Genomic DNA, 15,585 nt, shown 5'->3' on the forward strand with positions numbered 1-15,585 from the left:
AGGCGTCTTGCTTACAAGCTTACAAGTCCGGTGATTTAAAATTATCACCTACAGAAAGCACGTTTAGTGCTGTCATGACCAGTGCATAACTGACTTTATCGTACACCTTATAGACCATTAAGGTGCCTGCTTCTTCATCAGGCAATTTGACACGTTCACCTGTCACAGGATCGTCCATCTCTTCACCAGCGGCATATACAATAAAGACATGCCCGGGTTTCACACCTTCTCGGCGGCCTTTATTAATCGCCACAGCATCAAAGCGTCCGATCTTCTGAACACCGCCATCGACCGACAAGATATAACCTTCTGTTTCTTCAGGCGCTGGGGCCGGATAAAACATAGACTGGATACGCGTTTCAGGGGCCGGTAATACTCGGTCCATAACACGCACTTCTTGTTGCGATTTAGCCAGTTCTAGGGTGGTGATATCTTCATCATTGGTCGAGACGACATAAGCCTCTGCTATTTTAGACAGCTCATAGCCCAGCAACTCATCTGTTATCGGGTCATGGAACGCCTGCAATGGACGATAGATATTCTGATACTTATGATCAGATTCCATTTCGCCACGCGCATAGATGCGATCCCCAGCACCGGCAATGATGCGCTTATTGCGGCCGCCTAAGACATAAGGGGTTTCTGCCAGTAGCTCATCGTCTAACACGACGTTCTCCTGCATAAACGCATCCATGTCTTTCAGCGGTATAGCTGGAATAGGATTCTCTAACGGTGTCGCACGAGCCCGAGGCACCAGCTTGTTATCGCCTTTAATGCGTAAGCGCGGCTTTCCATCTACCCATGTCATGTAAATAACATCACCAGGATAGATCCAATGAGGGTCATCAATCTGTGGATTAACACCCCAAATTTCAGGCCATCGCCAAGGTTGGGTCAAAAAGCGCCCTGATATATCCCATAAGGTATCGCCTTTCACCACAACATATTCTTGCGGGTAGCCTTCCTGCAGAGCGAGAACATCCGCTCTGGCGTGTGCCTGGTTGGGCGTAGTAATAGCTAACCATGATGCCAAACACAAACCTGCCAGTTTTTTCATCTACAGTTTCCTTGCTACTCATGTCGGACACTCATGCTCAAACCCATAATTTTGAGCAAAAGCGAAAGTTCCAGATTACATGTTAAGTCCTGCACTCATTAAAACGGATTATTCTTGACCCGATACAATGAAGAGCGCGTATAATTTATGATCATCAATGGTAAACGACAAATGCATCGTCACGCCAGATCAGTATAATAGATAAGTTACTCTGTTTGCCCATCAATTCATCTTTTTGACAGTGTGGCAAACTCAATATTAACAAAGCATTAGTTGAATTATGGCCCTGTTACCTATTTTAGAATTCCCTGACCCTCGCTTGCGTACGATAGCAGAGCCGGTTGATCAGGTAGACGACAGTATCCTTACAATCATTAAGGATATGTTCGAAACCATGTACGACGCACCCGGTATAGGGCTTGCGGCGACACAGGTTAACATTCACAAACAAATCATTACGATTGATATTTCGGAAGATAATGACGATCCTTTAGTCTTAATCAACCCCAGCTTCGAAGTTATTAACGAGGAGCTAGAACAGATGCAAGAAGGATGTTTGTCAGTTCCTGGGTTTTACGAAGAAGTAGAACGTCCGAACAAAATCAGAGTAACCTCGCTGAATGAAAAAGGCGAACAGATTGAGTTCGAAGCCGAAGATTTACTTGCCGTTTGCATACAGCACGAGATCGATCACCTAAACGGCAAACTGTTTGTGGATTATCTTTCCAACACCAAGCGTACTCGGATCCGCGGAAAGCTTGAGAAAAAACATAAGCTTGAACGCGCAGGCTAACACGACAAAGCGTTACTAACAGGTTTGCATTTGCAAACCTGTTTTTCTATGTGGACACAACGGATACGCTTAGCAGCGAGGTTAATGTGAGAATTATTTTTGCCGGAACACCGGATTTTGCGGCCAGCAGCCTGTCGGCACTTTTGGATACAGATCATGAAATTATTGCTGTCTACACCCAGCCTGACCGACCGGCAGGGCGTGGCCGAAAACTCACTGCCAGCCCGGTAAAGCAACTCGCCCTCGATAACAACATCCCTGTGTACCAGCCCGCTTCTCTTAAAGACCACGCCGAACAACAAATACTGGCAGACTTAAACGCCGATTTAATGGTCGTTGTCGCTTACGGTTTATTACTCCCCAAAGCGGTATTAGACACACCCAAACGCGGCTGCATTAATGTCCATGGCTCTTTATTACCTCGTTGGCGCGGCGCGGCACCTATACATCGCGCTGTATTAGCAGGTGATAGCGAAACGGGCATAACCATCATGCAAATGGATGTCGGACTCGACACAGGTGATATGCTGTATGAAGTAAGCTGCCCCATTAACGAGACCGATACCTCTGGCGATTTACACGACCGTTTAGCCAAACTTGGTGCAGGCGCTTTAACCGACACACTAACCTTGTTAGAGCAGGGCGCTATAACCCCGCAGCCTCAAGATGACAGCCAAGCCTGCTATGCACATAAACTCGAAAAACAAGAAGGCTTAATTGATTGGAGCCAAACCGCGCAACACGTTGACCGACAGGTGCGCGGCTTATTCCCATGGCCAGGCTGCTTTACGACGCTTAACGGTGATAACCTTCGTATTCATGCAACCACACCTTCAGAGCAAACTATTGATCCTCAGCTTCCACCAGGAACCATAGTTAACACAGACAACGGCGTTATTTTAGTCGCTTGTGGTGCAGGAACGGCTATCGCAATCACTCGCCTACAGATACCCGGTGGTAAGGCTTTGTCTTCTAAAGATGTGCTTAACTCACGTCGTTCGTTGTTTGCAGATGGGACTATATTAGGCCAATGAGAAATATAAGAGCGCTTGCCGCCAACGCAATCTATCCGTTATTGATGCATACAGGTTCGCTCAATCAATCACTGGTGAATGCACTGGACTCATGTCCAGAAAAAGACAGACCGTTGCTTCAGCAACTGTGTTACGGCACAGCGCGAAATTTTCCTCGACTGCTTTGTATTGCTGATTCGCTGATGGATCGCCCTCTACGCGAGCGTGATAATGATGTACTTGCTGTGCTGCTAGTTGGCTTATACCAGCTTATGGACATGCGCATACCCGTGCATGCAGCCATTAGCGAAACAGTCGACGCGGTTCACCAGCTCGATCGAGGTAGCCTTTCCGGTTTAGTCAATGCAGTGCTTCGCCGTTTTGATCGCGAAAAAGAAGATATTTTAGACGCGCTCTATGATGACATTACCTATCATTACAATCATCCTGAGTGGTTTATTCAAAAGCTCAAAGCCAATTGGCCCGAGTTTTGGCAAACGATCCTTGAAGAAAACAACCATCAAGCCCCTTTAACCCTCCGCATCAATCGCCAACATGTTTCACGTGAAACCTATCACCACATGCTGCAAGAAGCAGGTCACGGCTCAGAATTGACACGTTGGAGTGAAGACGGGATCGTTTTAGACGAGCCATGCGATGTCCATGTATTGCCTCATTTTTCAGATGGTTGGGTCAGCGTACAAGACGAAGCCGCACAGATCGCCGCACAACTCGTCAACTCAAGTCCTGGCGAAAGAATCTTAGATGCATGTGCAGCACCGGGTGGGAAATTGTGCCATTTGTTGGAACAGGCCAGTGTTTACGAGAGCGAGGACATCACCATTGATGCGTTAGAGATAGATCGACGCCGAGCTAAGCGCATCACAGAAAATTTAGATCGCCTCAATCAGACCTGTAACCTTATGGTGGGCGATGCTTCTGAAACAGATTGGTGGAATCAAGAACCCTACGACAAAATGCTAGTCGATGCTCCATGCAGCGCCACAGGTGTAATACGCCGCAACCCAGACATTAAAATTTTACGTACCGGCGAAGCGATACATCAATTATCAGCCATACAAATGGCTATTCTCAAAAATCTGTGGCCAATGCTCAAAAAAGGCGGCACATTGGTGTATGCAACTTGCTCCATTTTTTCGCAAGAAAACGACAAACTGATTAAGCGCTTTATTGCAGAGACCGAAGATGCAGAGCACCAACCCATCTCGGCCGAGTGGGGAATTGAGCGACCTTATGGCCGCCAACTCTTCCCGCAACGCAATGGGCATGATGGCTTTTATTATGCCGTCATTAAAAAAATAGGCTGAGAAACCAAAACGCATGAAGATAATCATCTTAGGAGCCGGTCAAGTTGGTGCATCCCTTGCGGAAAACTTGGCCAATGAAGCCAATGACATCACCATAATCGATACCGACATTGGGCGCTTACGTGAGCTACAGGACCGTTTAGATATCCGCACGGTTAACGGTAAAGCGTCACACCCAAGCCTACTGAACCAAGCAGGGGCTCAAGACGCCGACATGCTGATTGCCGTTACTAACAGTGACGAGGTCAACATGATCGCCTGCCAGATAGGCCAGACGCTGTACAATATTCCGACCAAAATCGCTCGGGTCCGTGAGCATGATTACCTTCAACAAGAAAACCTCTTTAATCGAGAAAACCTGCCTATCGATGTTCTGATCAGCCCTGAGAAGCTAGTTACCGAGCATATTAAACGGATGATCCAATATCCCGGAGCGCTCCAAGTTCTCGATTTTGCAGATGGAAAAGCGCAGCTTGTTGCCGTTAAAGCCTATTACGGTGGACCTTTGGTAGGGCGTGAGATTTCTTATTTACGCACCCACATGCCGAATACCGATACTCGTGTTGCTGCAATATTCCGACAAGGCAAGGCGATCATCCCGCAGGGCAATACGGTAATCGAAGCAGATGATGAGGTCTTCTTTATCGCGGCGCGAAAAGACATTCGCAGTGTAATGAGCGAGCTACGCCGTCTCGACAATCCTTACAAGCGCATCATCATTGCCGGCGGCGGTAACATTGGCGCCCGATTGGCTGAAAACCTAGAAAAGAAATATCAAGTAAAAATCATTGAGCGCAATATTAATCGCTGTAACGACCTGGCTCGAACGCTGAGCAACACCATCGTTTTACATGGCAGTGCGTCAGATCGAGATTTACTACTTGAAGAAAACATAGAAGACACCGATGTTTTTTGTGCCCTGACAAACGACGACGAAGCCAACATCATGGCTTCTATGCTCGCCAAACGACTAGGCGCGCGCTCCGTCATGACACTAATTAACAACCCAGCCTATGTAGATTTAGTGCAGGGCGGTGTGATTGATATCGCAATTTCTCCACAACAAACCACGATAGGCGCTTTGCTAACACATGTACGGCGGGGCGATGTAGTAGCCGTCCATTCTTTACGACGCGGAGCAGCAGAAGCGTTAGAAGCCGTTGCGCATGGCGACAAACGCAGCTCAAAAGTTGTCGGAAGGGCGCTTGAAGATATTAACCTTCCACCCGGCACCACCATTGGTGCCATTGTACGAAACGATGAAGTACTCATTGCTCACGATGATGTCATTGTTGAAAACGGTGATCATGTGATTCTCTTTTTAGTCGACAAACGCCGAATAGGCGAGGTCGAGCGATTATTCCAAGTTGGCCTAGCCTTTTTCTGATCAGCGGGGATCACTATGCGCTATCGCGTCATTTTACGAATACTTGGCATATTACTCATGGTTTTCAGCATCACAATGCTGCCGCCTGTCGTCGTGTCTTTTCTCTACGATGATGGCCATGACTTCGCGTTCATTGGTGCGTTTGCCATTACCCTCGCAACGGGCTTTGTGATTTGGCTACCCGTTTACCGGGTTAGAGAAGACTTACGAACACGTGATGGGTTCTTAGTAACCGTGCTTTTCTGGGTGGTTCTCGGGCTATTCGGCTCCATTCCATTGATGATTTCTGAAAGCCCACATCTCACCGTAGTAGATGCTGTTTTTGAGTCGTTATCAGGCTTAACAACGACGGGGGCAACCGTTATAACGGGCATTGATTCACTGCCCAAGTCTATCCTCTTTTACCGCCAACAGCTTCAATGGCTGGGTGGCATGGGTATCATTGTATTAGCAGTAGCTATTCTCCCTATGCTAGGTATCGGGGGGATGCAGCTGTATCGTGCTGAGACACCGGGGCCCGTTAAAGACAGCAAACTGACCCCACGCATTACCGAAACAGCGAAGGCGCTTTGGTACATTTACCTTTCACTCACTATCGTGTGTGGTTTAGGTTTTTGGCTGGCAGGGATGACACCCTTTGATGCGATTTGCCATAGCTTCTCAACCGTGGCAATTGGTGGTTTCTCAACCCATGACGCTAGTATTGGTTACTTTGATAGTGCGGTTATAGAAGCGATTTGTGTATTTTTCATGGTCGTCTCTTCAGTTAACTTTGGTTTGCATTTCTTTGCCTGGCGCCAACGTTCTTTACTTCACTATTTTGAAGACCCTGAATTTAAGTTTTATTTGGGCATTTTAAGCACCATTATCTTAGTCACATTATTCTCTTTGATAGCGACATCAACGTATGGCCCAGTAGAGTCATTCCGTAAGTCGGTATTCATGGTGGTATCTGTCGCTACCACAACCGGCTTCGCAACTGCCGACTTCGCGCACTGGCCTGCTATGCTGCCTTTCATGCTGTTTATTGCGGCCTTTGCTGGCGGGTGTGCCGCTTCAACGGGCGGCGGTATGAAGGTGATCCGAATCTTACTGATCTTGAAGCAGGGCTATCGCGAGATTTTACGCTTAGTTCACCCCAATGCCGTGATACCCGTCAAAGTAGGGAACAAGCCTATTTCGGACAAGGTACTCGAAGCGGTGTGGGGCTTCTTCTCGGTCTACCTACTTGTCTTTGTTGTTATGCTGATTGCGTTACTGGGCACAGGCTTAGATCAAATCACAGCATGGTCCGCCGTTGGCGCAACACTCAATAACTTAGGCCCTGGGTTAGGGGAAGTGTCCACCCATTACGGCGAATTGAATGACACTGCAAAATGGATTTTATGCTTGGCAATGCTGATGGGCCGTTTAGAGGTATTTACGTTGCTCGTGTTGTTTACGCCTGCGTTTTGGCGACGTTAACGTTTAAACCCACATACGAATAGAGCAAGATTAGTGCAGCGACTAATCTTGCTTTGCATAAATCTTTGATTCACCCGCGGGTCGGGTATTAAAGCGTTTGTATTCCCACTGGTATTGAGCAGGGGCATGGGCTACGCACTGTTCTACCGAAGCATTCAATCCTGATAAAGCCGTTAATGGCTCATCGCTGTAGATATCTGGATGCACGGCTTTGAAATAAATATCAAATTGATCAGTACCCTCTAACCGTAATGCGTAGCCGCATACGACGGTTGTCTTAGTCTGCTTGACCAGCTGGGTAAACAGTTTCATTGTGTAAGCCTGAACACCAAAGAAAGGGGCAAACTCTCCACTGCCTTTAGCCGGCTCCTGATCCGGAAGTATTCCTACGGCTTCTTTCTTTTTTAATGCTTTAATCACTTTACGCACACCGCTTAAATCCGCAGGGGCTAAGTTTGTACCCAAACGTGCGCGCATTTTTTTGATTAAATCATCCATCATTTTCAATTTGGGCGGTCGGTACATTACGGTTACAGGGCACTTATTCGATACGTAAAGATTGAGCACTTCCCAGTTCCCTAAGTGCGGTGCCAATATAATAACGCCTTTCCCATGAGCTATAGCTTCAGTCAGAATAGACTCGCCATGTACATTACGAACTTTTTTAAGCGTGCGCTCAGGCTTCCACAGCCACGACATGCCCGCTTCAGTAATTGACATACCCGTGTGCAGCAGACTTTCGTTGATCAAGGCTTCTTGTTGTGCATCGGAAAGTTGTGGATAACATAAGGAGATATTTTGACGTGTGATTCGATGCATATCACCTTGTGAATTGGCAATGAAGCGCCGGCCTATCATGCGGCCTAGCCTTTGAGCGAGTGATAAGGGCAACAAAGCAAAGATGCCAAGCGCACCCACAGCGAACAATGATTTTAATAACTGCATGAATAAACCAGCCAAAAGCGCGATGATAACAAGATAATGCGCTAATTATAGCGAATTAGTCTGCTCTAGCCTCGCACTAAGAACGCAAAAAGCGATCAATCGTGTATAATTTGGCGCTAATTTTTAAACTTTTTTTCTTCAGAATTCAGCAATGGTGGTTTCCGTGACTGATCAAACGACTCCGGACGCAAGCACGTTTCAGGGGCTAATTTTGGCTCTGCAAACATTCTGGGCCGAGCAAGGCTGTGTACTTGTTCAACCTCTCGACATGGAAGTAGGCGCGGGGACGTTCCATCCAGCGACTTTCTTACGCGCAATAGGGCCTGAAAACTGGCGCTCTGCTTATGTCCAACCTAGCCGCCGTCCAACTGACGGTCGCTATGGCGAAAACCCAAACCGCTTGCAACATTACTATCAGTTTCAAGTAGTCATCAAACCGTCTCCCGACAATTTTCAAGAACTCTATCTTGAGTCTTTGAAACGGCTAGGTGTCGACCTCAATATCCACGATGTTCGCTTCGTTGAAGATAACTGGGAATCACCAACACTGGGCGCGTGGGGGCTTGGCTGGGAAGTCTGGTTAAACGGCATGGAAGTCACCCAATTTACCTACTTCCAACAAGCTGGCGGTCTTGAGTGTTATCCCGTTACTGGCGAAATCACATATGGCTTAGAACGTATTGCGATGTATTTGCAAAACGTAGACAGCGTATACGACTTAATCTGGACAAAGAACCCCGATGGCAGCGTTGTAACTTACGGTGATGTTTTCCACCAAAACGAAGTTGAAATGTCGACTTATAACTTCGAACATGCCGATGTGCCTAAGCTATTTGAAAACTTTGATCACTACGAAGTCGAGTGTAACAAGTTGCTAGCCGCTAAACTCCCGCTACCTGCCTACGAGATGGTGCTAAAAGCTTCTCACACATTTAATTTGCTCGATGCTCGCCATGCGATTTCGGTAACAGAGCGCCAACGCTACATCTTGCGCGTTCGTACATTGGCCCGCGAAGTTGCTCAAGGCTATTTTAATACGCGCCGCGAACTTGGCTTCCCGATGGCATCCGAAGACATCCGCAATGAAGTATTGGCCGCTACCGCTGCGCAGGAGGAGAAGTAATGTCTACACGCGATTTTTTAGTAGAACTAGGTACTGAAGAACTGCCACCCAAAGCATTGCTGTCGCTGTCTAATGCATTCACTCAAGGCATCACTGAAGGCCTGAAAAAAGCGAACATTAGCTTTGGCGAAGTTACTAGCTACGCTGCGCCACGTCGTCTAGCTGTAAAGATAAGTCAGCTGTCAGAACAACAGCCGGATGCAGAGATTGAGAAACGCGGCCCTAGCTGTAAAGCACCAGAGAAAGCCGTAGAAGGTTTTGCTCGCTCGTGCGGCGTAACTGCTGATCAACTGCAAGTATTGAATACAGATAAAGGTGATTACTTCATCTACAAAACCGTAGAGAAGGGCACCGAGACCAGCTCGTTATTAGAAGGTATCGTTGAGCAATCGCTAAACAACTTACCCATACCGAAACGCATGCGTTGGGGTTCCAGCCGCGTTGAATTTGTTCGCCCTGCCAAATGGTTAGTTATGTTGTTTGGTGACCAGGTTGTTCCCGCTAGCATCCTTGGTCTTGAATCGGGCCGCCATACTATGGGCCACCGTTTCCATTACAACCAACCCATTGAGATCATGGCAGCGGATGAATATGACCAGAAGCTATTATCTCCCGGCTATGTTATTGCAGATTTTGCAGCGCGACGTGAAAAGATTCGTGAACAAATTATTGCGGCGGGTACTGCTCTAGGCGGGACTACAGAAATTGATGAAGACTTGCTGGATGAAGTCACCGCACTTAATGAATGGCCTGTTGCCTTAACAGGGCGCTTTGAAGAACGCTTTTTAGATGTACCGCCAGAAGCGCTTATCCTGTCAATGAAAGAGAACCAAAAGTACTTTCATGCAGTAGATGCAAAAGGCAACTTAATGCCTTACTTCATCACAGTGGCTAATATCGAATCTACCGATCCACAACAAGTAATTGAGGGTAACGAGAAAGTGATCCGCCCTCGTCTTGCTGACGCGGCTTTCTTTTTTGAAACTGATAAAAAAGAGACGCTGGCATCACGTACAGAGCGCTTGAATACAGTTGTCTTTCAAAACCAGCTTGGAACGGTCTACGATAAGGCGACCCGCATCTCTGCACTAGCCGCTTATATCGCAGGGCAGCTAGGCAATGATCAACAGACAGCCGAACGTGCGGGCTACCTCGCTAAAGGCGACTTACTAAGCGACATGGTCTATGAATTTACGGACCTTCAAGGGCTCATGGGTTATCACTATGCATTGCATGATGGTGAAGGCGAGGCCGTAGCTAAAGCCATTAATGAGCAATATCTGCCAAAGTTTGCTGGTGATGAGTTACCCGAAACTGAGGCCGGTATCGCGGTAGCAATTGCAGACCGTCTTGATACCTTAACAGGGCTTTTCGGTATCAAGCAGCCACCGACAGGCTCTAAAGACCCGTTTGCATTACGCCGTGCTTCCCTAGGTGTGCTGCGCATCCTTATTGAGCGTAACCTAGATTTAGATCTTAAAGACCTAATTACTAAGGCGGCTTCATTACACAAAAGTTTACCAGCAGCTGAAACCGTAACAGAACAAGTCACTGACTTTATGCTGGAGCGCTTACGAGCCTGGTATGAAGATAAAGGCGTAGCTATAGACAGCTACCTAGCCGTTCATGCTGTTAAGCCAACAAAGCCTTTAGACTTTGATAAGCGTGTTAGCGCTGTTAACGCCTTTAGATCGTTGCCTCAAGCAGCGTCATTAGCGGCTGCTAACAAGCGTGTTTCCAATATCATCGCTAAACAAGAGGGTGAAGTAACAGCGCTTAATACGGCTCTGTTAACTGAACCTGCCGAGCAAAAGCTGGCCCAAACTGTTGTCCAATTGAGCGAGCAAGTAACACCGTTATTTGCCGAAGGGAACTATCAGGATGCGCTTGAGAAACTCGCTAGTTTACAAACAGATGTAGATAGCTTTTTCGATAACGTAATGGTCATGGCCGATGATGAAGCCGTTAAAGCTAATCGTATTGCTTTACTTAGCCAGCTACGCTCTTTGTTTTTGCAGACCGCTGATATCTCGTTACTAAACGGATAGGCAGAACATTTTAGTGATAGATTAATCACTGCATCTTTTCAAAAGCCGGCTTCTATGTCGGCTTTTTTATTTCCTCAAGCCTAACCACATACATGTATGCGTTAACAATGACCCATGTTTCACGTGAAACACTCATCATCAAGAAAGAGAAATAGGCACGTTTTAAAGAGCTATAAGCACAGGAACAGATCGTTCCAAGTCAGCATTAATAATAACCCTGCACCATCACACGTAAATCATACATCCTTGGTAACATATATTAAAACCAACGTTCGTTAAGCATTAACAGCTATTTGAATAAGCGCAAGAACTAAGACAATTAACACGTCGGGCACATAATAACGCAGCCGATGGTATGAACACATACGGCTCGGGGGACACATGAAAACTCTGAATATAAACGGAAATATCGTTCAAGCCGATGTCGCCGATGACACGCCTTTACTATGGGTGTTGCGCGATGAACTAGGTCTAACAGGCACTAAATACGGTTGCGGCATAGCACAATGCGGTGCATGTACAGTCCACATGGACGGCGCACCTGTACGTTCATGCTCATTACCAATAGGCGCGCTAACCGACCAAAAAATCACTACCATCGAAGCTATTGGCGAAACACAGGTAGGGCAAGCCGTACAAAAAGCATGGCTAGAACACGAAGTTGTTCAATGCGGTTATTGCCAATCTGGCCAGATAATGTCTGCAACAGCTTTATTAGCAAACAATAGCACTCCATCAGATTCAGACATAGACATGGCTATGTCGGGAAACATTTGCCGGTGTGCAACTTACACTCGTATCCGCTCCGCTATTAAAGATGTGCAGTTCGTTGATGCGATGGAAGGAGCTTCATCATGAAAACTTCCAGTATGTCTAACGCAACACCTGATGCAGATAATGACTTAAATACGGAGCGACGCCGCTTTCTAAAAAGAAGCAGCCTATTACTAGGCGGGTTAGCTATCAGCACCTGGCTACCGCCTATGACTCGTAACAGCTTTGCATCTGAGGCTATATCAGGAGCGCAGCTTGGTGACAATTCAGCGCAAAAGGGAGGATACGGAGCGTTCGTTCGCGTAGGCACAGATGGCAAGGTCACCCTCATATCATCAAAGATAGAGATGGGTCAGGGCGTACAAACGGGCATGGCCATGATGGTCGCTGAAGAATTAGAAGTCCCGCTAAAAGATGTAAGCGTGGTAGAAGCGCCAGCCAATGCGGCTCTTTACACAGATCCTTTACTTCAATTTCAGGCAACCGGCGGCTCTACATCCACACGAGCAACCTGGGAGCCTTTGAGAAAAGCAGGCGCCACTGCACGCATGCTGCTTACACAGGCGGCCGCTAATCGGTGGAATGTCGACGCCACATTATGTACGGCAAAAGCGGGGACTATCAGCGGCCCAGAAGGGCAGACCGTAAACTACGCAGAGGTGGTAGAAGACGCCATTGAACTCCCAATACCGACTGAGGTAACGCTAAAATCCCCAGAGTCTTTTACATTAATTGGTACTCCAGCCCAACGACTCGACACACCAGCCAAGGTCAATGGTAGCGCTAAGTTCACTATCGATTTATCCGTGCCTAACATGCTAATTGCTTCGACGATCACGTGTCCTGTGCTTGGTGGTAAGGTAAAGCAGGTAGATGCCAGCAAAGCTAGGGCAATCAAGGGTGTAGAAGATATCATCACACTCCCTAATGCCGTTGCCGTAACAGCAACCAACACATGGACCTGCTTCAAAGCCATTAAAGCATTGGATATAGAATGGGATCTGGGAGATAACGCCAGCGTCAACTCAGAGGAAGAAGCAAATGCTGTACGAGAGGCCAGCCGGCAGCAAGGAGCCGTAGCAAAGACTGTTGGCGATATAGACACGGCGTTAAAAGAAGCACCGCATACATTTGAAGCATCTTACGAACAGCCTTTCCTATCACACTCGCCGTTAGAACCTATGACCTGCGTCGCCCATGTAAGACAAGACAGTTGTGATTTATGGGTAGGCACACAAGTACCAGACTTCGCTCAAAAAGCCGCTGCCAAACTAACAGGGCTGGCTCCTGACAATATCGCTGTACATAACCAGCTAATCGGTGGCGCTTTTGGAAGACGACTGGAATATGATTTTATTATTCAAGCCGTTCAAATTGCTCAGCACGTGAACTACCCAATTAAGTTAACCTGGAGTCGAGAAGAGGACATGACCCATGACCTCTACCGCCCCCATTATGTGGATCATATCCAAGCGGCACTCGACGATAATTTAGAGCCAACAGGTTGGCGTCAACACATAGCCGGAGCTTCTGTACTTGCTAGCTACGTAGGCAGCCTGCCAGAAAGCGGCGTTGATGGAGACGCAGTCGAAGTCGCGATTGACCCTATTTATGCTTTAAGTGATTTAGAAGTTCAGTACAACCGACAAGACGCCAAGTCTGTGAATATTTCTTGGTGGCGTGGCGTCGGGCCTTTGCGGAGCACCTTCGTTCAAGAATCCTTTATTGACGAGCTGGCTTATCATGCCAATGTGGACCCACTTACCTTCCGATATGATCGACTTAAAGAACACCCTCGCGCTCAAGCACTTTTAAAAGTGGTAGAAAAGGCGAGCGATTGGCATTCAGCCTTACCCGAAGGGCATGGTCGTGGAGTTGCTATCAGCCATGTATTTGGCGGCTACGTGGCAACCGTCATAGAGCTAGCGATGCAAGGGGAATTAGGCGTTAAGATCAAACGTGTTATCAGCGCCGTTGATTGCGGTATTGTCACTAACCCAACATCAGTGTCAGCGCAAATTGAAGGGGGAACGTTATTCGGAATTTCGGCCGCATTCTTTAATGAAATCCATATAGAGAATGGCGCGGTACAACAAAAGAACTACGACACATACAGACAGTTGCGAATAACAGATGCGCCATCCGTAGAAGTACACATAACCAAAAGCGCTGAGCAACCCGGCGGCGTAGGTGAAGCAGGCACATCACTAGCAGCTCCGGCTTTAGTTAACGCCCTCTATGCAGCTTCTGGCAAGCGTATTCGTCGTATTCCACTTAACCGTCACGGCTACTTTACCGTTTGAGGAGAACAGTATGACTATCATCAAAAAGCTCCTCATTGGAGCTAGCCTAACCTGTGCAGTTGCCAACGTAACACATGCGGCGACAAGCCAAGAAATGATTGATAAAGGCAAGTACCTTACCGCTGCCGCCGACTGTGTGGCTTGCCACATAACACCCGGCGGTAAGCCATATGCTGGCGGGCTGGAGTTTAAACTACCCTTTGGATCATTGTATTCGCCCAATATTACACCAGATAAAGAAACCGGCATTGGCACCTGGACTGACGAGGAGTTTGTTAGCGCACTACAAGAAGGGGTAGGAAAGGACGGAAAACACTACTACCCAGCCTTTCCGTATACATCCTACACCAAGATGTCGCGCGATGAGATATTAGCTATAAAAGCGTATTTATTTAGCTTAGAACCGGTATCACAACGCCCGCCAGAAAATGACATCAGCTTTCCGTTCAACCAGCGCTGGGGCATGATGTTTTGGAACTTCGTCTTCTTAGATGAAGAGCGCTACACACACAATCCAGAAAAAAGCGACACTTGGAACCGCGGCGCTTATTTGGTTGAAGGCCCAGGGCATTGCGGCGAGTGTCACACACCTCGCAACCTGTTCCAAGCGACTAAGGACAGTAAGGCATTTGCAGGCACAAACATACAAGGATGGAAAGCGTACAACATCAGCTCCGACCCTGAACAAGGTATTGGCGCTTGGTCCGAAGACGATCTTGTTAACTATTTCTCGCAAGGCGCAGCCCCGGGTTACGGTGTAGCAAGCGGCCCTATGGCCGACGTCGTAGAGCACAGCTTAAGCCAAATGACTCAAGAAGACCTCAACGCTATCGCGGTTTACTTAAAGGATACGCAGCCTCAAACCGAAGGCGTCAGCAAACCGCCTATCTTTATCGCTAAGGCAGCTGAGTCCAGCGACTCATTAGGCAAAAAGGTGTTTGCTGATGCATGCTCAAGTTGTCACTTGTGGACAGGCCAGGGGAGGCAAACCCCAGTGACAACATTAAGTGGACTCAAAACAGTTAATGACCCTGAAGGTACTAATCTTATTAATATCCTTTTGACCGGTAATTCGCCTATCCACTTAAGTGTAGATCATCGGATGCCAAGCTTTAAAGAAGGGTATAGTGATGAAGAGTTAGCAGCCGTTAGTTCGTTTGTGCTGAAGCATTTTGGCACCACGAATGCGAGTATCAACCAACAGCAAATCAAAGCCGCTAAAGAAGCACAATCAAAAGCGCATTAACTGAACTCTAATGCGAACAGCATCGGCAAAGCAGGGCGCTCCCCTTTGTCGATGCACCACTAAACCCGCATTAGCCCAAACTAACGATACCTGTAGACACACCT

General features: G+C 47.5%; 12 protein-coding genes. 10 read left to right on the forward strand and 2 right to left on the reverse strand.

The window, feature by feature from the left end; translation table 11 throughout:
* Positions 1-19: 19 nt before the first annotated feature.
* Positions 20-1,057 carry a LysM peptidoglycan-binding domain-containing protein gene (locus BS617_RS15555; RefSeq protein ID WP_075173919.1) on the reverse strand — a complete coding sequence of 346 codons (1,038 nt, stop codon included), beginning with the start codon at positions 1,055-1,057 and terminating at the stop codon, positions 20-22.
* A 280-nt stretch (positions 1,058-1,337) separates the two neighbouring features.
* Here BS617_RS15555 and def point away from each other — a divergent pair, with 280 nt between their 5' ends.
* The 5 genes from def (at position 1,338) to BS617_RS15580 (ending at position 7,042) form a co-directional block, all read left to right on the forward strand.
* Complete coding sequence (gene def / locus BS617_RS15560) at positions 1,338-1,850, forward strand: peptide deformylase (RefSeq protein ID WP_075173920.1); 513 nt, start codon at positions 1,338-1,340, stop codon at positions 1,848-1,850.
* Between the two features lie 86 nt (positions 1,851-1,936).
* Complete coding sequence (fmt, locus tag BS617_RS15565) at positions 1,937-2,884, forward strand: methionyl-tRNA formyltransferase (protein WP_075174107.1); 948 nt, start codon at positions 1,937-1,939, stop codon at positions 2,882-2,884.
* Complete coding sequence (gene rsmB, locus BS617_RS15570) at positions 2,881-4,191, forward strand: 16S rRNA (cytosine(967)-C(5))-methyltransferase RsmB (protein ID WP_075173921.1); 1,311 nt, start codon at positions 2,881-2,883, stop codon at positions 4,189-4,191. The genes fmt and rsmB overlap by 4 nt, the downstream gene beginning before the upstream one ends.
* 13 nt (positions 4,192-4,204) lie before the next feature.
* Entirely contained in the window at positions 4,205-5,578 is a 1,374-nt protein-coding gene (trkA, locus tag BS617_RS15575; RefSeq protein ID WP_075173922.1) for a Trk system potassium transporter TrkA, read from the forward strand.
* A 15-nt stretch (positions 5,579-5,593) separates the two neighbouring features.
* Positions 5,594-7,042 (forward strand): TrkH family potassium uptake protein, encoded by a 1,449-nt coding sequence (locus BS617_RS15580; protein WP_075173923.1) that lies wholly within the window; start codon positions 5,594-5,596, stop codon positions 7,040-7,042.
* Positions 7,043-7,084: 42 nt separating this feature from the next.
* Here BS617_RS15580 and BS617_RS15585 read toward each other — a convergent pair whose 3' ends face one another.
* Positions 7,085-7,987, reverse strand: a complete 903-nt coding sequence (locus BS617_RS15585) for a lysophospholipid acyltransferase family protein (RefSeq protein ID WP_075173924.1) — start codon at positions 7,985-7,987, stop codon at positions 7,085-7,087.
* 151 nt (positions 7,988-8,138) lie between these two features.
* On the opposite strand from BS617_RS15585, the gene glyQ reads away from it, so the two are divergent.
* The 5 genes from glyQ to BS617_RS15610 all read left to right on the forward strand — a co-directional run bounded on the left by glyQ (position 8,139) and on the right by BS617_RS15610 (position 15,481).
* Complete coding sequence (glyQ, locus tag BS617_RS15590; RefSeq protein WP_075173925.1) at positions 8,139-9,110, forward strand: glycine--tRNA ligase subunit alpha; 972 nt, start codon at positions 8,139-8,141, stop codon at positions 9,108-9,110.
* On the forward strand, positions 9,110-11,158 hold the full coding sequence (gene glyS, locus BS617_RS15595; RefSeq protein ID WP_075173926.1) for a glycine--tRNA ligase subunit beta: 2,049 nt from the start codon (positions 9,110-9,112) through the stop codon (positions 11,156-11,158). Before glyQ ends, glyS begins: the two co-directional genes overlap by 1 nt.
* A 381-nt stretch (positions 11,159-11,539) precedes the next feature.
* Positions 11,540-12,016, forward strand: coding sequence for a (2Fe-2S)-binding protein (locus BS617_RS15600; protein WP_075173927.1), 477 nt, complete (start codon positions 11,540-11,542; stop codon positions 12,014-12,016).
* Positions 12,013-14,235, forward strand: a complete 2,223-nt coding sequence (locus BS617_RS15605) for a xanthine dehydrogenase family protein molybdopterin-binding subunit (protein ID WP_249263634.1) — start codon at positions 12,013-12,015, stop codon at positions 14,233-14,235. The genes BS617_RS15600 and BS617_RS15605 overlap by 4 nt, the downstream gene beginning before the upstream one ends.
* A 10-nt stretch (positions 14,236-14,245) precedes the next feature.
* Entirely contained in the window at positions 14,246-15,481 is a 1,236-nt protein-coding gene (locus BS617_RS15610) for a cytochrome c (RefSeq protein ID WP_075173928.1), read from the forward strand.
* Positions 15,482-15,585: the final 104 nt, after the last annotated feature.

Source organism: Neptunomonas phycophila (genome assembly GCF_001922575.1).
In the GTDB taxonomy this organism is placed as follows: Bacteria; Pseudomonadota; Gammaproteobacteria; order Pseudomonadales; family Balneatricaceae; genus Neptunomonas; species Neptunomonas phycophila.

What these genes read in the sequence shown, in the direction of transcription:
- BS617_RS15555 (WP_075173919.1), bottom strand. Translation starts at nt 1,057, where the DNA reads ATGAAAAAACTGGCAGGTTTGTGTTTGGCATCATGGTTAGCTATTACT.
- def (WP_075173920.1), top strand. Translation starts at nt 1,338, where the DNA reads ATGGCCCTGTTACCTATTTTAGAATTCCCTGACCCTCGCTTGCGTACG.
- rsmB (WP_075173921.1), top strand. Translation starts at nt 2,881, where the DNA reads ATGAGAAATATAAGAGCGCTTGCCGCCAACGCAATCTATCCGTTATTG.
- trkA (WP_075173922.1), top strand. Translation starts at nt 4,205, where the DNA reads ATGAAGATAATCATCTTAGGAGCCGGTCAAGTTGGTGCATCCCTTGCG.
- BS617_RS15580 (WP_075173923.1), top strand. Translation starts at nt 5,594, where the DNA reads ATGCGCTATCGCGTCATTTTACGAATACTTGGCATATTACTCATGGTT.
- BS617_RS15585 (WP_075173924.1), bottom strand. Translation starts at nt 7,987, where the DNA reads ATGCAGTTATTAAAATCATTGTTCGCTGTGGGTGCGCTTGGCATCTTT.
- glyQ (WP_075173925.1), top strand. Translation starts at nt 8,139, where the DNA reads ATGGTGGTTTCCGTGACTGATCAAACGACTCCGGACGCAAGCACGTTT.
- glyS (WP_075173926.1), top strand. Translation starts at nt 9,110, where the DNA reads ATGTCTACACGCGATTTTTTAGTAGAACTAGGTACTGAAGAACTGCCA.
- BS617_RS15600 (WP_075173927.1), top strand. Translation starts at nt 11,540, where the DNA reads ATGAAAACTCTGAATATAAACGGAAATATCGTTCAAGCCGATGTCGCC.
- BS617_RS15605 (WP_249263634.1), top strand. Translation starts at nt 12,013, where the DNA reads ATGAAAACTTCCAGTATGTCTAACGCAACACCTGATGCAGATAATGAC.
- BS617_RS15610 (WP_075173928.1), top strand. Translation starts at nt 14,246, where the DNA reads ATGACTATCATCAAAAAGCTCCTCATTGGAGCTAGCCTAACCTGTGCA.